This is a genomic window from Gillisia hiemivivida, assembly GCF_007997295.1.
GTDB classification, from domain to species: domain Bacteria; phylum Bacteroidota; class Bacteroidia; order Flavobacteriales; family Flavobacteriaceae; genus Gillisia; species Gillisia hiemivivida.
The window spans coordinates 142,009-160,174 of the sequence record NZ_VORY01000001.1; the positions used below are offsets into that span (position 1 = coordinate 142,009).

The 18,166-nt window shown below is 34.8% G+C and carries 19 protein-coding genes; 12 read left to right on the plus strand and 7 right to left on the minus strand.

Going from position 1 to position 18,166, the window contains the following annotated elements; translation table 11 throughout:
• The 9 genes from atpG to ES724_RS00660 all read left to right on the plus strand — a co-directional run bounded on the left by atpG (position 1) and on the right by ES724_RS00660 (position 8,739).
• Positions 1 to 861 (plus strand): ATP synthase F1 subunit gamma, encoded by an 861-nt coding sequence (gene atpG, locus ES724_RS00620; protein ID WP_146928245.1) that lies wholly within the window; start codon positions 1 to 3, stop codon positions 859 to 861.
• 215 nt (positions 862 to 1,076) lie between these two features.
• Complete coding sequence (locus ES724_RS00625) at positions 1,077 to 1,520, plus strand: hypothetical protein (protein ID WP_146928247.1); 444 nt, start codon at positions 1,077 to 1,079, stop codon at positions 1,518 to 1,520.
• A gap of 324 nt (positions 1,521 to 1,844) precedes the next feature.
• The gene (locus tag ES724_RS00630; RefSeq protein ID WP_146928249.1) at positions 1,845 to 3,287 is read left to right on the plus strand and encodes an oligosaccharide flippase family protein; all 1,443 of its coding nucleotides are present in this window, start codon (positions 1,845 to 1,847) and stop codon (positions 3,285 to 3,287) included.
• Positions 3,284 to 3,718, plus strand: a complete 435-nt coding sequence (gene dut / locus ES724_RS00635) for a dUTP diphosphatase (protein ID WP_026836910.1) — start codon at positions 3,284 to 3,286, stop codon at positions 3,716 to 3,718. Before ES724_RS00630 ends, dut begins: the two co-directional genes overlap by 4 nt.
• Positions 3,719 to 3,945: 227 nt before the next feature.
• On the plus strand, positions 3,946 to 4,956 hold the full coding sequence (locus tag ES724_RS00640; RefSeq protein ID WP_146928251.1) for a sugar phosphate nucleotidyltransferase: 1,011 nt from the start codon (positions 3,946 to 3,948) through the stop codon (positions 4,954 to 4,956).
• A gap of 18 nt (positions 4,957 to 4,974) precedes the next feature.
• The gene (locus tag ES724_RS00645) at positions 4,975 to 6,345 is read left to right on the plus strand and encodes a tetratricopeptide repeat protein (RefSeq protein ID WP_146928253.1); all 1,371 of its coding nucleotides are present in this window, start codon (positions 4,975 to 4,977) and stop codon (positions 6,343 to 6,345) included.
• Positions 6,346 to 7,113 carry a DUF4292 domain-containing protein gene (locus ES724_RS00650; protein WP_146928255.1) on the plus strand — a complete coding sequence of 256 codons (768 nt, stop codon included), beginning with the start codon at positions 6,346 to 6,348 and terminating at the stop codon, positions 7,111 to 7,113.
• Complete coding sequence (locus ES724_RS00655) at positions 7,113 to 8,339, plus strand: murein hydrolase activator EnvC family protein (protein WP_146928257.1); 1,227 nt, start codon at positions 7,113 to 7,115, stop codon at positions 8,337 to 8,339. Before ES724_RS00650 ends, ES724_RS00655 begins: the two co-directional genes overlap by 1 nt.
• A 253-nt stretch (positions 8,340 to 8,592) precedes the next feature.
• Positions 8,593 to 8,739 carry a hypothetical protein gene (locus ES724_RS00660; protein ID WP_170249825.1) on the plus strand — a complete coding sequence of 49 codons (147 nt, stop codon included), beginning with the start codon at positions 8,593 to 8,595 and terminating at the stop codon, positions 8,737 to 8,739.
• 16 nt (positions 8,740 to 8,755) lie between these two features.
• On the opposite strand, the gene ES724_RS00665 is transcribed toward ES724_RS00660, so the two are convergent.
• Together ES724_RS00665 and ES724_RS00670 are read right to left on the minus strand one after the other, a co-directional pair.
• Entirely contained in the window at positions 8,756 to 9,265 is a 510-nt protein-coding gene (locus ES724_RS00665; RefSeq protein WP_026836915.1) for an acyl-CoA thioesterase, read from the minus strand.
• 58 nt (positions 9,266 to 9,323) lie between these two features.
• Complete coding sequence (locus ES724_RS00670; RefSeq protein ID WP_146928261.1) at positions 9,324 to 10,256, minus strand: HU domain-containing protein; 933 nt, start codon at positions 10,254 to 10,256, stop codon at positions 9,324 to 9,326.
• A gap of 163 nt (positions 10,257 to 10,419) precedes the next feature.
• Here ES724_RS00670 and dprA point away from each other — a divergent pair, with 163 nt between their 5' ends.
• The gene (dprA, locus tag ES724_RS00675) at positions 10,420 to 11,520 is read left to right on the plus strand and encodes a DNA-processing protein DprA (protein WP_146928263.1); all 1,101 of its coding nucleotides are present in this window, start codon (positions 10,420 to 10,422) and stop codon (positions 11,518 to 11,520) included.
• Here the strand turns inward: dprA and trpS are convergent.
• Positions 11,517 to 12,485, minus strand: coding sequence for a tryptophan--tRNA ligase (gene trpS / locus ES724_RS00680; RefSeq protein ID WP_146928265.1), 969 nt, complete (start codon positions 12,483 to 12,485; stop codon positions 11,517 to 11,519). The two genes, dprA and trpS, sit on opposite strands and share 4 nt — an antisense overlap.
• Positions 12,486 to 12,559: 74 nt before the next feature.
• Here trpS and ES724_RS00685 point away from each other — a divergent pair, with 74 nt between their 5' ends.
• A complete protein-coding gene (locus ES724_RS00685) occupies positions 12,560 to 13,300 on the plus strand; it encodes a lysophospholipid acyltransferase family protein (RefSeq protein WP_170249826.1) in 741 nt (246 codons plus the stop codon).
• An 8-nt stretch (positions 13,301 to 13,308) separates the two neighbouring features.
• Here ES724_RS00685 and ES724_RS00690 read toward each other — a convergent pair whose 3' ends face one another.
• The 4 genes from ES724_RS00690 to recA all read right to left on the minus strand — a co-directional run bounded on the left by ES724_RS00690 (position 13,309) and on the right by recA (position 16,763).
• The gene (locus tag ES724_RS00690) at positions 13,309 to 14,631 is read right to left on the minus strand and encodes a PorT family protein (RefSeq protein ID WP_146928269.1); all 1,323 of its coding nucleotides are present in this window, start codon (positions 14,629 to 14,631) and stop codon (positions 13,309 to 13,311) included.
• 2 nt (positions 14,632 to 14,633) lie between these two features.
• Positions 14,634 to 15,176, minus strand: a complete 543-nt coding sequence (locus ES724_RS00695) for an RNA polymerase sigma factor (protein WP_026836921.1) — start codon at positions 15,174 to 15,176, stop codon at positions 14,634 to 14,636.
• Between the two features lie 24 nt (positions 15,177 to 15,200).
• On the minus strand, positions 15,201 to 15,620 hold the full coding sequence (locus tag ES724_RS00700) for a hypothetical protein (protein WP_146928270.1): 420 nt from the start codon (positions 15,618 to 15,620) through the stop codon (positions 15,201 to 15,203).
• Positions 15,621 to 15,746: 126 nt separating this feature from the next.
• Positions 15,747 to 16,763 (minus strand): recombinase RecA, encoded by a 1,017-nt coding sequence (recA, locus tag ES724_RS00705; RefSeq protein ID WP_146928272.1) that lies wholly within the window; start codon positions 16,761 to 16,763, stop codon positions 15,747 to 15,749.
• Positions 16,764 to 17,130: 367 nt separating this feature from the next.
• Between recA and trhO the strand changes: the two genes are divergently transcribed.
• Positions 17,131 to 18,162 (plus strand): oxygen-dependent tRNA uridine(34) hydroxylase TrhO, encoded by a 1,032-nt coding sequence (gene trhO / locus ES724_RS00710; protein ID WP_146928274.1) that lies wholly within the window; start codon positions 17,131 to 17,133, stop codon positions 18,160 to 18,162.
• The last annotated feature ends 4 nt before the right edge of the window (positions 18,163 to 18,166 follow it).

The following is an 18,166-nucleotide window of genomic DNA, read 5'->3' on the forward strand; positions in this document are numbered from 1 at the left end:
ATGGCAAACTTAAAAGAATTACGTAACAGGATTACTTCGGTTTCATCAACCATGCAGATTACCAGTGCCATGAAATTGGTGTCGGCTGCAAAGTTGAGTAAAGCACAGGATGCCATTACTGCAATGCGACCTTATTCTGAAAAGTTAACTGAATTGCTACAAAGCCTTAGTGCTTCTTTAGATGCAGATAGCGGAAGCCCTTATGCTGAACAAAGAGATGTTAAAAAGGTTTTGATAGTTGCTATATCTTCTAACAGAGGATTGGCTGGAGCTTTCAACACAAATATTGTTAAAGGTGCTCGTGCAGTTGCTGCTTCAAAATACAGTGATAAGAACGTAGAGATCTTAACTTTAGGAAAAAAGGCGAATGATGTTCTAAGTAAGACTTATACAGTTGCAGAGAACAACAATGCTATTTTCGACGATCTTAAGTATGATACTGTAGCTGCAATTGCAGAAAATATTATGCAATGGTTCTTGGATGGAAAGTATGATGAGATCTCGATTGTATACAATCGGTTTGTAAATGCTGCAACTCAAGATGTAATAACCGAACAGTTTTTACCTATAGAGAAATTTGAAACTGAAGAGAATGTAACTTTAGATTATATTTTTGAACCAGAAAAGGAACAGATTGTAAAAGATCTTATTCCTAAGTCTTTAAAAATGCAGTTATTTAAAGCGATGAGTGACTCCTTAGCATCAGAGCATGGAGCTCGTATGACGGCGATGCATAAGGCAACAGATAATGCAACAGAATTAAGAGATGCGCTTAAATTGTCTTACAACAAAGCAAGACAAGCAGCTATTACAAACGAAATCTTAGAGATTGTTGGTGGAGCTGAAGCATTGAATAATTAGAAAATATATTTTCACATTGAGTTTCTCATGATGTCATTCCGACACAGGAGGAATCTCTTGACAAATCTAAAGGTCGAAGTGTGAATTATACAAAATAAAACCTTCGACAAGCTCAGACTGACATAATAAACAAACATAAATCCCTTCATAACTATGGAGGGTTTTTCTTTTGGCACTCATTTTGTTTTATACAACTCAACTAAAACAAAATCATCATGAAATATCTTTACCTACTTTTAAGTGCGACCATATTTACTGCTCTTTTTGCAAACTGTGCTGGCAATAAAGATCTACAAGAAAAAGCTCCCGTAAAAATGGATAACGCCTATTATACTGCTCAAGGAGAGATCATCAATTTATACATTCCTGTAACTACCATTCAAACAAACAGAGTGAGTTTAGATAGTGTGTACTTCAGAAATAAAAAAGCTCCCTTAATTGCTAGCCCAGATTCTCCTGGAGTATTTAGGGCGACTTTCAATACAGGAAAGCCAGATATGATAATGAGTTCAGATCCTAAAGAAGAGTATGGGAATAAAATACCTCAAAAAATAGAGAAGATGGACTTTGAGCTGAATGATGATGAAGCCATTTTAATATTCACTCAGAACTCTAAAGTGAAATATTACAGGCTTACTGGCGTTAAACAAAGAGTATAATCTTATATTTATTAACCATTAGAAACGGAATGAAGCTTTTTTTCATTCCGTTTTTTGTCTGTGAAGTACCCTAAAATGAAAAAAGGCGTCATTCTGAACTCGTTTCAGAATCTCATAACATGGTGAGTGAATTCAATTAATTGAGACCCTGAAATAAATTCAGGGTGACGGTAACAATATGATATTTTGCATACAATTATTTTTAAGTAAATTGAGTTTTATGCGAAGACAGCTTTTTTGTTAAAAACAATGGGGAAATAATAATTTTGGAACCCAATTGTTAGCCGATAAATTAGGATATTTATAGTTTAAACCAAGCCGCATTTGAGCACCTTAAAACGTTTCTTTCAGGACACAATAATTTACGGATTTGCCACTGTCTTGCCGAGGCTCATGAATTTTATCTTGGTTCCGTTGCATGTTACAGCACTTTCTACGGTCGGCTATTCTGTAAACACCACTTTTTTTGTTTGGGCTGCATTTTTCAATGTGATTCTTACTTATGGAATGGAAACCGCTTTCTTTAGGTATTTCAGCCATTCAGAAAAAAAAGAGCAGGTTTTTTCAACAGCTTTTATAAGTCTAACAGTAACCACAGTATTATTCTTTACACTAGTTTTTATTTTCAGAGATTATCTAATAGGATTAGTAGATCTTAGTCCTAAGTATTTCAATATGCTTTTAGCAATTTTAGCACTTGATACCTTAGTAGTTGTGCCTTTTGCATATCTAAGGGCTTCTAACAGACCCATCAAATTTGCAGGAATAAAGATCTTTAATATTGCAATAGTGGTTTTGGTAAATTTCTTTTTTCTATGGTTAGTTCCCGATTACCCAAGTCTCGTTCCAGATTTTGTGTTGGATCGATATTCTTCAGAAGATCAGGTACAATATATATTTCTCGCTAATTTACTGGCTAGTGGAGCTACTTTTTTAATCTTACTTCCATACTTTTTCAAATCTAAGATCGAGTTTAAGTTTGGCATCTTTAAGCAGATGTGGAAATATGGTTGGCCTATCATGATAGCAGGGATTGCATTTGTTATTAATGAAATGCTAGATAAAATATTATTGAAAGATATGATCTCTGAAGATGTCATGGGGGCTTATGCGGGTTGTTATAAGCTAGCCATCTTCATGACCATATTCGTACAAGCATTTAGAATGGGGGCAGAACCATTCTTTTTTAATCATTCCAAACAGGAGAATGCAAAACAGATTTATGCCAATATCCTGAACTATTTTGTCATTTTCGGAAGCCTGATCCTTTTGGTTATGGTTGTGTTTTTAGACTTTTTTAAAATCCTTATTATACCAAATCCAGATTATTGGATAACAATTTCTATAGTGCCGGTAATTTTATTAGCAAATCTGTTCCTGGGGATTTATCATAATCTAGCGATATGGTATAAACTAACAGATAGAACAAAAGCGGGAATGTACATATCGATATTTGGTGCATTGATCACTATCTTTATGAACCTTGCTCTAATCCCTGTTATAGGATTTATGGCTTCAGCATACACAACCTTAGCTGCATATGGAACTATGATGCTTATATCATTTTACTTCGGAAGAAAATATTATCCTGTACCTTATAAATTGAAAAGCATAAGTGTATATCTCTTATTAGCTATAGGCTTGTCCGCAGTTTCATTCAATTATTTCCGAGAAAATTATTTAATAGGTGTGCTCTTCGTAGCAATATTCTTAATTACTGTAATTTTAATAGAACGTAAAGATTTTAAACAAATTCTGAATCAATGAAAGTGAAAATTATAAATAAGTCGGCGCACGACTTACCAAATTATGAAACTGCATTCTCTGCAGGAATGGACTTGAGAGCCAATATTTTAGAACCTATCACGTTAAAACCTTTAGAAAGAGCTATCGTTAAAACAGGCCTTTTTATGGAATTGCCATTGGGCTTTGAAGCTCAGGTAAGACCAAGAAGTGGTTTGGCGGCTAAGAAGGGAATTACAGTATTGAATTCCCCGGGAACCATAGATGCAGATTACCGTGGGGAAATAGGCGTAATTCTTGTAAACCTTTCCAATGAAGATTTTGTAATTGAAAATGGGGAGCGAGTGGCACAAATGGTCATTGCCAAGCATGAACAGATCACTTGGGAGCAAGTAGAAGTTCTGGAAGATACTAGTAGAGGAGCCGGAGGCTTTGGAAGTACTGGGAATAAATAATTTAATCCCTCATTGAGGGTTTAATTCCCCGATTCTTGCCTCGAATTTTAAAAGAATCTTTTCAATTCATACCTCGTGTGCTTGCCCCGAGGTTCTTGATTAAAAAGCCTTTTAATTATCGTCAAGCTGAACTTGTTTCAGCTTCTAAAATATTATAGCACCGATTAATATCCTGATATAAATTCAGATGACGAATTTATATTGTAAACAAAGAATAAAAATATAAGATGAAGATAATAGTACCAATGGCCGGTCGTGGCTCAAGATTAAGACCTCATACGTTAACTGTACCTAAACCATTAATTCCTATCGCGGGAAAACCAATTGTTCATAGATTGGTAGAAGACATTGCAAAGGTTTTGGATGAAAAGGTAGATGAAGTTGCATTTATCATCGGTCAGGATTTTGGAGAAAAGGTAGAAACCGATTTAAAGGCGATTGCAGAGAGCTTGGGAGCTAAAGGAACAATCTATTATCAGAATAAACCTTTAGGGACTGGACACGCTATAATGTGCGCTAAAGATTCTCTTTCTGGTCCGGCAGTAGTTGCTTATGCGGATACACTGTTCAAAGCAGATTTTACACTGAACAAAGATGCAGATGCGGTGATTTGGGTAAAACAAGTTGAAAACCCAAATGCATACGGAGTAGTGAAATTGAACGAAAAAAATGAGATCACCGAATTGATTGAAAAGCCCGAGGAATTTGTTTCAGATCTTGCTGTGATAGGAATCTATTATTTTAAAGACGTTGCTGTTCTTAAAGGGGAGTTACAAAAGGTATTGGATCAAAATATTATTCGTGGTGGAGAATACCAGATAAATGATGGTATTAAAGCTATGCAAGCTAGTGGAAATGTTTTTGTTCCTGGAAAGGTTGACGAATGGATGGACTGCGGAAATAAGCAGATCACTGTAGAAACCAATGGAAGAATGCTTAATTTCTTACATCAAGATGGCGAAAAATTGATCTCAGATTCTGTGAAGATCACAAATTCTGAAATTACCGAACCTTGTTTTATCGGTGAGAATGTTGTGCTTACCAACGCTAAAATAGGTCCAAATGTTTCTATTGGAAATGGTACAAAAGTTGAAAATTCAACTATCAAGAATAGCCTTATTCAAAATGAATCTGTTATCATGAATGCTAATCTGGATAATGCCATGATTGGTAGTAATGCCAAGTTTGATGGGAATTTCACTCAAATCAGTATTGGAGATTATTCTGTTTTGGACTAGTATAAAAATATAATTCTAATGAAGCATTTACTCGTCTATGTTTTCCTTTTAATGGGAGTTTGGACTTCAGAGCTTAGTGCTCAAGAAGCGCCGGCGCCATTACAAGAAGTTGCAGTAGACGATCTGGGCGAGGTAAGCGACGCGTTTCAGGAACATTTTTTTGAAGCGCTAAAGCAAAAGGCGATTGAGAACTATGAAAAAGCAATTATTGCACTCAAGGCATGCGAAAAAATTCAGCCTAATAACCCGGTTGTTTTTTTCGAATTAGGGAAGAACTATAAATTCCTTAATGATCTTGATAAGGCTATAGATAATTTTCAAAAGGCAAACAGGTTAGAGCCTAATAGAGAGTGGGTCCTTCAGGCTTTAATGGAATCGTATTATCTGAACAAGCAATACGAGCCGGCTATTTTGATTAATAAAGAGTTAGTTTCTTATAATGAGAAATATTACGATGATTTAGCGAAAATGTATTTTGAACTTCAGCAGTTCGATAAATTGATCGTTTTATTAGATCAGTTAGATGCCGAGCTTGGTATTACAGAATATAGGAATAGTTTAAGGCAACAAATTTATGCGCTTACCAATAATACTTCGGCACAAATAAAGACTTTACAGGAATCTATTTCTTTGAATCCTGAAAAAGAGATGAATTATCTCAATCTTATCTTTGTGTACAGCGATGAAGGATTAGAAAAAGAGGCTTTCGAGGCAGCGCAGAAAATGCAACAACTCTTTCCCACTTCAAAAGTGGTACATCTGGCTCTTTATAAGTTTTATTTGAATAAGAATAGAACTGAAGATGCGTTAAGCTCTATGAGGTTAGTGTTGCAATCTGAAGAGATTGATACGGCTTCAAAATTTAAGGTATTGAATGATTTTTTATTGTTTGTAAATGAAAATCCGAAGTATGAAGAAGACTTAAAACAGGTAGCTGCTTTATTTTCAGAAAAAGAGAACACCCCTGAGATCTTTCAGAAGTTTGGAGATTATTTTCTTCAGAAAAAAGAAAAAGTACAGGCACTTGCTTTTTTTGAAATGGGAATAGGTGAAAACCTTAATAATTATGAATTGCTTAGAAATACATTATTGCTTCAGCTAGATCTATTGAAATTTCAGGATGCTTTAAAATTAAGCAGTTCAGGATTGGAGGTGTTTCCTGCACAAACCTTATTATACCTTATAAAAGGAGCCGCTTTAAATAATTTAAAGAAGTACAACGAAGCACAAGAAATACTTACATTTGGCCTGGATTATTTAATAGATGATATGGATATGGAACGTGATTTTTATGAGCAACTGTCGGTTGCATATTCTGGATTAGGAAATTCATCTAAAGCCTCTGAATTTAAAGAAAGGACCAATTCAATTAAAAAAACAGAAAACTAAATGATCAAGAAAATATTTACCCTAACACTTGTTTCCCTTTTATTAATTGGATGTGGAAGTAAAAAGAAAGCATTGGTTATAGAGGATGCTGCGGTTAAAAAGGTTGTTGCCATGCATTATAGCAACGAACCAGACTTTAAAACTTTAAATAGTAGGCTAAGATTGCACTATCAAGATGATGAGCGCTCACAATCTGTTACAGTGAGTTTTAGAATGCAAAAAGACAGTGCGATTTGGATGAGCGCACAGCTATTGGGAATTCCTTTGGCAAAGGTTTTAATCACTCCAAACAGAGTGAGTTATTATGAGAAAATAGGGAAGACGTATTTTGATGGAGATTATGCTTTGGTAAGTAAATGGTTGGGAACTCCATTGGATTTTAAAAAACTTCAGAACCTATTAATAGGCCAAGCGATCTATGACCTTAGAGAAGATAAATATGTATTAACAGAATCTACCCAAGGTTATCAATTAGTGCCATCTAACACTTTGGAATTGGTAAAAAAGCTATTCTTATTAGATGCTAAAAATTATAAGGTACTTGCACAGCAATTAGCTCAGGAAAAGGAAAACAGGAACGTAACAATTACGTATCCAAAATATCAGAAAGTGAATAATCAGAATTTTCCTGAAGAAATTAAGATTGTAGCTAGTAGTGAGGGTAAAGGAACTCAGGTGGAAATTGCCTATAGATCGGTTACTTTTAATGAATCGGTTAGTTTTCCTTTTAATATCCCTTCCGGTTACGATGAAATTCAGATAGAATAATGAAGTTAAATACCTACTCCAAACATATTTTTATAATTGCATTCCTTTTAATTGGATGTGCTAAAGTTTATTCTCAGGATACTCGTGAGAGTCTAGAAGAGCGTAGAATAGAACTACGTGATGAGATCCAAAAAATAAATAGCTTACGTTCTTCGAATAAGAAAAAGGAGAAATCTGTACTTACGGAAGTTGAAGACTTGGATAGGCAGATTCGTACTACAGAGAATTTGATTAAAGTTACCAATCAGCAAGCCAATATTCTTACCCGCGACATAAGCTCTAATACCAGTAAAATTCAGACACTTCGGAAAGAATTGGAGAGTTTGAAAGAGGATTATGGTAAAATGATCCAAAAATCTTACAAAAGCAAATCTCAGCAGAGTAGGATCATGTTTCTATTATCTTCCCAGAACTTTTTGCAAGCCTATAAGAGATTGCAATATATGAAGCAGTATGCCAATTATAGAAGGAAACAAGGAGATGAGATTAAAGTAAAATCTGAAGAATTACAGGTGCTTAATATAAACTTACTGGATCAAAAGAAAGTAAAGGAAAAACTTGTAATAGAGAATAGAGAAACAAGAGCGCAACTGGAACAAAACAGAAAATCACAGCAAGTACTCATTAAAAGTATTCGTAGTAAAGAAGGTGTTTTTGCTTCACAAATTAAGAAAAAGCAACAAGAAATTAATGCTATAGATAGACAAATAGACGAGATTATCCGGGCTTCTATTGCAAAAGCGAATAAAGAAAGTGGTTCTAGTTCTCGAGATGTATATGAACTTACTCCGGAAGCTAAAGCTCTGGCAGCTAATTTCGCAAGTAATAAAGGAAAACTACCTTGGCCGGTAAGATCTGGTGTAATAAGTATGAGATTTGGAACACAACAACACCCAATCGTAAAATCTACAACCATAGAAAGTAATGGGGTACGTATAGATACAGATAAAGGCGCTAAGGCACGCGCAATATTTGGCGGAACGGTAGTAAGTGAGGTGCAAGCTGTGAAAGGAGCAAACAAGGCGGTAATGGTTCGTCATGGGGATTATATTACCATCTATAACAACCTTTCTAATGTTTATGTTACCAAGGGAGACGTGGTTTCCTTAAATCAAGATATTGGTGAAGTAGCTACAAGTTCAAGCTCAGGTAAAACCACTTTACACTTCTTGATATATAAGAACACAGATAAAATGGATCCTGAAGATTGGATTGGAAAAATGTAGCATGGAGGAATTTAAGACGGACTATGGTTATAATGCGCTAATAATGATATGTATATTATTGGTTATTCTCTCACCTGTCATTTTATACGACGAACATTGGTATTTTTACGCCTTCTATCCTTTTGTGTTTTATTTACTTCCATATATTGACAACTCTAGAACAAAATAACAAATCACAGCCAAAGAATTGGTGATAGAAAAAATTCTCAATAAGCAAATAATTTCTACTAACAGAATAAGGAGAGTGGAGATTGTGGAAAAGAAAAAATGGATTCAGATTCTCAATGGAAAACCCAATCGCTATGTATCTGTTCAATTCAATAAATTTGATGAGATTCATGTATATCCAGAAAACCCTGAAAAATTTCAAGAAATGCTTTTAAAGCAAAAAGAGGCCTAAATAATTTTATAGGATCTTACTCAAACAAAGCTTTTAGCTCTGTAGCATCTTTAGGTTTCATTTTACCTGCTAAAACCAGGCTTAGTTGTTTTCTTCTCAAAGCAGCTTCATAACGTTCTATTTCAAGCTCAGTTTCAGGATTTAATTCGGGGACATTTACAGGAGTTCCTGTTTCATCTACAGCTACAAAAGTATAAATAGCTTCATTGGCTCTAGAGCGTTTTCCGCTTTCACGATCCTCCACCCAAACATCTATAAAGATCTCCATAGAACTCTTAAAAGCTCTGGAAACAGCAGCTTCTACAGTTACAACACTTCCTAGCGGAATTGCTTTATTAAAGGCAACATTGTTTACTGATGCAGTAACAACAATTCTGCGACTATGTCTACGGGCTGCAATACTAGCAGCTCTATCCATACGAGCTAAAAGTTCCCCTCCAAAAAGATTATTTAATGGGTTAGTTTCACTTGGAAGTACCAAGTCTGTAAGAATAGTTCTGGAATCTTTCGGATTTTTTGCTTGCATTACGCCAATTTTGGGCAAAGGTACAGCGCTAATCTAGTCTAGACAAGTTAATAGATTCTTAAAGTTCTTGAACTAGTAACCAAGATCCTGAATTGGTTTTTTGAACTTTATAAAGTGCATTTATAGCATCTCTTCTGGTTAGATAACTACTGTAAACTACTTGGTGTAAGCCATATTTGTTTTCCCCAATGTATCTTGCTTTATGACCTTCTGCACGCAATTCTGTTACTTTTTGATGTGCATTTTCTTCCACGCGGAAGGCTCCGGCAACAATATGATAATCTCCACTTTGATTGGTCACAGTGAAGGTGATTTCCGGCAGCGGATTGTCTATAATAAAAGTTGCTTGCTGTATTTTTTGCTGAAGTTGAGATTCTGCAGCTTGTTGCTCTGCAATATTGTGATTACTTACTTGGTTGCTATATAATTTTAATCCTGTAAACCCGCTTAATCCCAATGCTAATAATCCAATAGCAGCATATTTCAAATAAGGAGTTTTACTTCTTCTTTCTGGAGTAAATAAAATAGGTGCTTTTTCCTCTAATTCTTCAACTTGTTTTTTAAGCTCTTCTCTAGATACTGAAAGTGCAGGGATGGAAGATAATCCAAAAGAATCAGCTAAAAAGTTAGTGGTAGTTAACGGCGCGAATTGCAGTTTTCCTTCACCAGAAACTTCAAAAGTTCCTATATTTTTAATTGTATAATTCTTGTCGTTTTCTAGCTGAAATTGAAGCTGTTGTATATACTCTTCAATTTTATAGACAGCCTGTCTATACCCTAAGTTTTCTACTTCGGCAATATAGTTGGCTAACAAGCCATCATTTTTCTTTAACTGGGAGTTAAAAGAAAGTTGCTTTTTTGGAGGATAGAAATTTTGCTGTTTTTCATTGAATTCAGCAGAAACCTTTTGAGATAAAAAGGCACCGAATCCAGGCAAAATTACACACTCATATCTGTAAAGTAAATCGGAAATGTAGGTCGCTATAGTCATCAAAACAAAAATAAGGATTTATGTGATACTCTAAAAATAGCCAAAGATATCTTATTAACAAATCTTTTTATTGGAAATTTATTCAGAAACAATTGCATATCAGTTAAATAACGTATTATTAAATTAAATTCAACAAAATAAAAACTAGAGAAATTTTCTATTTATGACTGATTCTGAATTACTTTCAACCTTAGCATTACAAAGCGCTCCAAACCTTGGAGACAGTACAGCTAAAAAATTGATCAGGCATTTTGGCTCTGCGGAAGCAATTTTTAGTACTAAGAAAGAAAGTTTATTGAAAATTGACGGGATTGGAAAGATCAAGCTGCAAGGCCTTTTTGATGCTGATAGATTTAGACTGGCAGAATCTGAATTGAAATTTATACAGAAAAACGGCATAAACATTCATTATTATCAAGATCTTGATTATCCCGAAAAACTTAAACATTGTAATGATGGCCCGATTTTGTTATTTTCAAAAGGGAATATAGATTTAAACAAGAAGAGAATCCTAAGTATAGTAGGTACAAGAAAGATCACTTCTGCTGGAACTATTTTTTGTGAAAAGCTCATTGAGGACCTAGCTATACTAGATCCGGTTATAATTTCTGGTTTTGCATATGGGGTAGATATCACCGCGCATAAAGCTGCTTTAAAAAATGGCCTGCAAACCATCGGGTGTTTAGCCCATGGTTTTGATCAAATATATCCAAAGACACATGCGAAGTATCGTGCTGCTTTAGAAGAGAATGGCGGTTTTTACACTGATTTTTGGAGTTCAAATAATTTTGACAGGAATAATTTTTTAAAACGAAACAGAATTATTGCGGGATTAAGCGAGGCAACGGTAGTTATTGAAAGCGCAGCTAAAGGAGGCTCGTTGGTAACCGCAGATATCGCCAATTCTTATGACAGGGAAGTTTTTGCAGTTCCTGGAAGACCAACAGATCTGCAAAGCTCCGGATGTCTTAATTTAATTAAATCTCAAAATGCCCATGTGTTAACTTCAGCGGCAGATCTTGTTTATATTTTAAATTGGGATGTTCAAAATAACTCAGCAGCTGTACAAAAACAATTATTTATAGAGTTGGAAGCTCAGGAGCAGTTGGTCTATGATTTTCTGCAAGATGCGGGAAGGCAACAACTGGATCATATTGCTTTAAATTGCAAAATGCCCACGTATAAGGCAGCGGGCATTTTGTTGGAAATGGAATTAAAAGGGGCAATTCGCCCACTTCCGGGTAAATTATTCGAGGTTATTTAATATCCCAACTTGGTTCTTACTTTCTCTAGAACAGTACTTGCCACAGATGTAGCTTTTGCAGCTCCTTTTTCTAAAGCAGTGTCTATTTCAGATAAATTATTCATGTAATAAGTATATTTTTCACGTTCAGTGGCATACTTATTAATAATTAGTTCATATAATGCTTGTTTTGCGTGGCCATATCCAAAATTCCCAGCTAAGTATTTTTGTCTCAATTCTTCTTCCTGGGTTTTGTCTCCAAGTAATTTAAAGATTGAGAATACATTACAAGTGTCTGGATCCTTAGGGGCCTCCATGGGAGTACTATCTGTTTCGATACCCATGATCTGTTTCCTCAGTTTTTTATCTGTCTGGAATAAGTTGATCACATTATTCTTGGATTTACTCATCTTTGCACCATCTGTTCCAGGAATGTACATAGAATGTTCTTCGACCTTGGCTACTGGGATTACAAAGGTTTCACCCATTTGTGCATGAAATCTGGAAGCAACATCTCTGGTCATTTCTATATGTTGCAATTGATCTTTTCCAACAGGGACAATTTCAGCATCATACAAAAGGATATCTGCTGCCATTAGCATTGGGTAAGAGAACAAACCAGAATTTACATCTTCTAACCTATCTGCTTTGTCTTTAAAAGAATGCGCAAGCGTTAATCGCTGGTACGGAAAAAAGCAACTTAAATACCATGAAAGCTCCGTTACCTGCGGAATATCACTTTGTCTATAAAAAACAGTCTTTTCAATATCCAAACCAAACGCTAGCCAAGTTGCTGCGGTAGAATACGTGTTTTCTTTAAGTAGTGCTGCATCTTTAATTTGGGTAAGGGAATGCAGGTTCGCAATAAACAAAAACGATTCATTTTCAGGCTTATTGGCCATTTCTATCGCTGGAATTATTGCTCCAAGTAAATTTCCTAAGTGCGGAGTTCCCGTACTTTGTACGCCGGTAAGTATTCTTGCCATGGAATTTTTTAAATTTTCACAAAGGTACTTCTTTTGTTGAATTCGCTTAATTCATTTTAGTATTTTTGGCAACTATGAACATATTAAAAGCTGGTTTAATTGCATTGTGGAGAATCTGGTTCTATATTCTTATGGGTCTTCCCATAATTGTGATGCTCCCTTTTTTATTGGTTTTTTCGTCTTCTGAAAAATTTTACTCCCAATATTTTTATTGCACCCGAATTTGGGCTAAATCTATTTTATATGGAATGGGTTTTATTCCGAAGAAATTGAATGCTGCTAATTTAACTAAAGGCAATAGCTATATGTTTGTTGCAAATCATACATCTATAATAGATATCATGATGATGTTGGCGGTAATAGATCATCCTTTTATTTTCGTTGGAAAGAAAGAGCTCACTAAAATTCCGTTATTCGGATTCTTCTATAAACGTACATGCATTGTTGTAGATAGAGGCAATCAGCAAAGTAAATTACGGGTATTCAAGGAGTGTCAACGAAGATTAAATCAAGGGAATAGTATATGTATTTTCCCAGAAGGAGGTGTGCCAGAGGACAAAGATAGAGAGTTGGTTGCTTTTAAAGATGGCGCTTTTAGATTGGCTATAGATCATCAAATTCCTATTGTACCTATTACATTTCATGATAATAAAAGACGCTTTTCCTACACATTCTTTTCTGGAAGTCCAGGAATTATGAGAGCCAAAGTGCATGAAATAGTTCCTACAGTTAACCGGAGACAAGAGGAAAAAAGGGAATTAAAAAAAGAGGTTTACGATGTTATTTTAAACGAATTAAGAAATCCGTCCTTATAGGTTAGTTCTTAGAATTTGAAGCTAAACCCAGAATACACTCCAAAATAATAAGGATTTACATTTCCTGTAGTTTGAGTAAACGTATTTAGTTGATACTTGAAAATTGGTTCCAGGTTCAATTGAAATTGAGGGGAAATATTATAATCAATTCCAACTCCAAGATTGGTAGTAAAACTAATATTATTCAAGTTATTTGCCTCTCCAAGGTTTGTAGAAAAGTCTGTGGAATTCAACGAGATCATATTATCATTAAGGAATAAGGTACTACCCCCACCAATTATATTCAAACCTATCTTTTTGTCTACAAGAACATATTCTATTTCCAAAGGAACCTCAATAAAACCTAATTTTTGGTTTAAATAACCAGCTGTTGGTGAAGCTAAACTAGCCCGATTAAATTCGGCAGAAGCGCTCAAATTACTAAACTGCCGAACGGTCCTGTTCTCTATTCTAAAATTAGGAACATTTCCGTCAGAATAATTTATACTGCTTAATGCTGTAGGATTTACCGCTGCTGTAAAGGCTATATTTTTTGTGTTATAGCTAAGGTCAACTTTGCTAATACCAGATCGAATTTTTATCTTTTCTGAAATTTGATACGCTAAATTGATTCCGTAGGAGATCGATATCTCACCACTACTCGCATTATTTTCGAATTGCGGATCTATAGATGTGCCGCTTCCAAAATTATCGTAATAAATTGGCGCTGCCATAGTAGAAACACGAAGTTTTTTAGGTGAAAGTGTGTTTTCCGCTAAAGAGATTTCTTCAGGTATTAAGGATGGAATCGGAAGGTCTTTTTTATTCTCTAAGGAAGTTTTACTTTCTTTATTTTCTTTTGAAGCAGTGTTTACTACAGAAGTATTATAATCGCTAAAAGTATACTTATCGCTAGTAATCAAAGAAATCACTTTTGTATTTCTTTGATTCCCTTCAGTATTGGAGCCCTTAATAATTTCCCCTGTAATCTCGGCTGCTGCTTTATTGTTTGTGTCCTGTATTATAGCCTTAAGTATAATAGAAGACTTAATCATGTTTTGGGTGTATTGCTGAGAGGCCAAACTGATGTTTAAAGCGTCGTCATTAACCAGCGTAGATATTGTTGGAGAATTGCTAGCGGGATTCTTGAAGAGACCGCTGGTATAGTTTATAAATAAGGCAAGTAATGCGGCAACCCCTGCTATTTTATACCATAAAGGTAAAACTCGATTCTTTCTTTTATTTTCATTTAATCGTGAGGAGATATTCTCCCACACCACATCGCGCGGAGTCGCTTCGAAATCCTTAAATTTCTCCTGAAAAACTCTATCTATGTGTTTTTTTTCTTCCATTCCTAATAAGACTGTGCAACAGGCATAACTTGACTGGCTTCAATCTTTTCTTTTAATATAATTCGTGCTCTTGCCAAATTAGATTTGGATGTGCCCACAGAGATTTGCATCATTTCTGCTATCTCTTTATGAGAATATCCATCTAACGCATAAAAATTAAATACCTGCCTATATCTATCTGGCAATTCTTGTATGATCTTTAATAAATAATCTACGGAAACTAATTCATCATCAATTTCTACTTCTGGTTCTTTTAAATGTTCTTCATTAACAATTTCAAAAACTGTCTGTTTTCTGTATTTCTGAAGTGTGTTATTGATCATTACACGCTTCATCCAACCTTCAAAAGAACCTTTATCTTGGTACTGTTTGATTTTATTAAATATTATAATAAAACCATCCTGCAGGTTGTCTTCAGCCTGCTGATAGCTATTAGAATATTTTAAGCAAACAGAAAACAATTTATTGGCGTAAAGCCTATACAATTGTTCCTGTGCTTTTATATCCTGTTTTTTACAGTTATGTATGAGTTTTTCTAAACTCAATAGTTGGGGTGATTTTATTAATATTTAAAGATCTGACGGGATAATGGGAACCTCTTTTGTTAAAAACATGTCTTCACCTACTGAAGATTTTCCCTGCCAGAACCTAAAGATATAAAAATCCTCCCGTTCTACAACAAAATTTAATTTTGCTGTTTCCTGTAAATTACCGTTTGTACTACAATTATTATTGACTGATCTGTAATTGTTTACAACACCAACTACAATTGTATTCTCATTTTTAGAGACGTCAAAGCCCGAAAAATAATGACAATGTGTAGTTTTTTTATAAAGAACATCAAACTCGTAAGCTTGCCCAGTTTTTAAACTATCTGGGATGTTTACAGATACTGTTGGAGCTAATTCTTGATTTAAAGATTCACCATCATCTTTTGAACAACCTAATATTAGGTAAGCAACAAATATCAACAACGGTAGTTTTTTCATTTCAATAACCAACAAACCTTACAGGTTCTATATTTTACAGATGCGTTTTTAACTAAAGGGTTGCGTATAAACATAAAAAAAACCCGCAATCGCGGGTTTTTTTTAAAAAGTCTTTAAAAGTGGAGCTTATTGTTCCTTAGCAATTTTAATTGCCTTTGTAATTTTTTCTTCCAATTCATCCATTAGATCTGGATTATCTTTAAGAATTGCTTTAACAGCATCACGACCCTGTCCTAGCTTTGTGTCTTCATAACTAAACCATGACCCGCTTTTTTTAATGATCTCATAATCTACGCCTATGTCTATAATTTCTCCAATTTTAGAAATTCCTTCTCCGTACATAATATCAAACTCTGCCATTCTAAATGGTGGCGCAACTTTGTTCTTCACAACCTTTACACGAGTTTTATTACCCAATACGTTACTGTTACTGTCTTTTATTTGAGTGGATCTTCTTATATCCAACCTCACAGAAGCATAAAACTTAAGAGCATTTCCACCAGTAGTTGTTTCCGGATTTCCGAACATTACTCCAATCTTCTCTCTAAGTTGGTTAATAAATATTACAGTACAATTGGTTTTGCTTATGCTCGCAGTAAGCTTTCTAAGTGCCTGAGACATTAGTCTTGCATGCAGTCCCATCTTAGAATCTCCCATCTCTCCTTCAATCTCACTTTTAGGAGTAAGTGCAGCAACAGAATCTATTACTATAATATCTATAGCACCAGAGCGAATCAAATTGTCGGTAATTTCTAGCGCCTGTTCTCCATTATCTGGTTGTGAAATAATTAGATTTTCAATATCTACACCAAGATTCCCAGCATAAGTTCTATCAAAAGCATGTTCAGCATCAATAAATGCAGCAATTCCACCAGCTTTTTGGGCTTCTGCTATAGCATGAAGGGTAAGCGTGGTTTTCCCTGAAGATTCTGGCCCGTAAATCTCGATCACTCTTCCTCTTGGATATCCGCCAACACCTAAAGCAACATTAAGACCTAAAGATCCTGTGGAAATAGCTTCTACATCTGAAACCGCTTGGTCACCCATTTTCATAACCGTTCCCTTACCATAAGTTTTGTCCATCTTATCCAAGGTAAGCTTCAAGGCTTTTAACTTTGCTTCTTTTTCTTTTTCGTTGCTCATTTCTTCTTTTTTATTTGCGTGCTGCTAAAATAGTACAAGTTTTCCTTCACTACAATTTTAACACGCAACCTTTTTAGATTATAAGCATCTTATTTATAGTAAGACCAATAAGTATGCATTTTATAAAAATAAGCTTAATCTTGAATGGAGTTGATTCTGGTGTTTCTATACTTGGGGTTGGAAATATTAGAATTGATGGTGGATAACGTTATTTGATTGTTTTATCGAAAAACTTAAAATAATAAATAACGAATTAGCCATTCATAAAAAATGCCTTGAAAAATGAATTTCAAGGCATTTTTTTTGCTTGACTTTAAAGTTTTATCTTTGCAAAAAACATTCTTTAAACTTAAAATATTAGTATAGCATGCAACTGTACAATAAACTAAGCGCAAAGGAAAGAGCTACTCTTATCGAGGAAGCCGGGGAAGACCGGTTGACACTTTCTTTTTACGCCTACGCCAAAATTGGAAATCCAAAATTATTTAGAAATTATCTTTTTATTGCCTGGGATGCGATGGAGGTTCTTGGAAGGATTTATATCGCCCACGAAGGCATAAACGCACAACTTTCTGTTCCTGCTAAGAAATTCGATGAATTCAAAAATTTCTTAGATAGCATTTATTTTCTTGAAAATATAAGGTTGAATATTGCAATTGAGCATGATTTAAAATCTTTTCTGAAGCTAAAAGTGAAAGTTAGAGATAAGATTGTTGCAGATGGTTTGGAAGACGAAAGCTTCGATGTTACCAACAAAGGGGTGCATGTTGATGCCGATAAATTTAATGAACTTCTAAATGATCCCAATACCATATTGGTAGATATGCGAAATCATTATGAGAGCGAAATAGGCCATTTTAAAGGCGCTATAACTCCAGATGTGGATACTTTTCGTGACTCTTTATCTATAATAGAAGAAGATCTAAAAGAGCATAAAGAAGACAAGAATCTGGTAATGTATTGTACCGGAGGGATTAGATGTGAAAAGGCTAGTGCATATTATAAACACAAAGGTTTCAAAAAGGTTTTTCAATTAGAAGGCGGGATTATTGAGTATGCCAGACAAGTTGAAAACCTATCTTTAGAAAATAAATTTGTGGGTAAAAATTTCGTTTTCGATCATAGACGTGGAGAGCGCATTACAGATGAAGTAATTTCCAATTGCCACCAATGCGGAAAAGCTTGTGACACACATGTAAACTGTGCAAATGAAGCCTGCCATTTGTTGTTTATTCAATGCGAAGAATGTTCTAAAACAATGGATACGTGTTGTTCTAATACCTGTAAGGAGATAAACGCACTTCCTTTTGAAGAGCAAAAAGCACTTAGAAAAGGGATACCAAATAGCAACAAGATCTTTAAAAAAGGAAGGTCTGAAGTGTTAAAGTACAAGCATTAAGTAA

What these genes read in the sequence shown, in the direction of transcription:
- ES724_RS00650 (WP_146928255.1), top strand. Translation starts at nt 6,346, where the DNA reads ATGATCAAGAAAATATTTACCCTAACACTTGTTTCCCTTTTATTAATT.
- trhO (WP_146928274.1), top strand. Translation starts at nt 17,131, where the DNA reads ATGCAACTGTACAATAAACTAAGCGCAAAGGAAAGAGCTACTCTTATC.
- atpG (WP_146928245.1), top strand. Translation starts at nt 1, where the DNA reads ATGGCAAACTTAAAAGAATTACGTAACAGGATTACTTCGGTTTCATCA.
- recA (WP_146928272.1), bottom strand. Translation starts at nt 16,763, where the DNA reads ATGAGCAACGAAAAAGAAAAAGAAGCAAAGTTAAAAGCCTTGAAGCTT.
- ES724_RS00685 (WP_170249826.1), top strand. Translation starts at nt 12,560, where the DNA reads ATGAACATATTAAAAGCTGGTTTAATTGCATTGTGGAGAATCTGGTTC.
- dut (WP_026836910.1), top strand. Translation starts at nt 3,284, where the DNA reads ATGAAAGTGAAAATTATAAATAAGTCGGCGCACGACTTACCAAATTAT.
- ES724_RS00690 (WP_146928269.1), bottom strand. Translation starts at nt 14,631, where the DNA reads ATGGAAGAAAAAAAACACATAGATAGAGTTTTTCAGGAGAAATTTAAG.
- ES724_RS00700 (WP_146928270.1), bottom strand. Translation starts at nt 15,620, where the DNA reads ATGAAAAAACTACCGTTGTTGATATTTGTTGCTTACCTAATATTAGGT.
- ES724_RS00625 (WP_146928247.1), top strand. Translation starts at nt 1,077, where the DNA reads ATGAAATATCTTTACCTACTTTTAAGTGCGACCATATTTACTGCTCTT.
- ES724_RS00640 (WP_146928251.1), top strand. Translation starts at nt 3,946, where the DNA reads ATGAAGATAATAGTACCAATGGCCGGTCGTGGCTCAAGATTAAGACCT.
- ES724_RS00670 (WP_146928261.1), bottom strand. Translation starts at nt 10,256, where the DNA reads ATGACTATAGCGACCTACATTTCCGATTTACTTTACAGATATGAGTGT.
- ES724_RS00665 (WP_026836915.1), bottom strand. Translation starts at nt 9,265, where the DNA reads ATGCAAGCAAAAAATCCGAAAGATTCCAGAACTATTCTTACAGACTTG.
- trpS (WP_146928265.1), bottom strand. Translation starts at nt 12,485, where the DNA reads ATGGCAAGAATACTTACCGGCGTACAAAGTACGGGAACTCCGCACTTA.
- ES724_RS00655 (WP_146928257.1), top strand. Translation starts at nt 7,113, where the DNA reads ATGAAGTTAAATACCTACTCCAAACATATTTTTATAATTGCATTCCTT.
- ES724_RS00645 (WP_146928253.1), top strand. Translation starts at nt 4,975, where the DNA reads ATGAAGCATTTACTCGTCTATGTTTTCCTTTTAATGGGAGTTTGGACT.
- dprA (WP_146928263.1), top strand. Translation starts at nt 10,420, where the DNA reads ATGACTGATTCTGAATTACTTTCAACCTTAGCATTACAAAGCGCTCCA.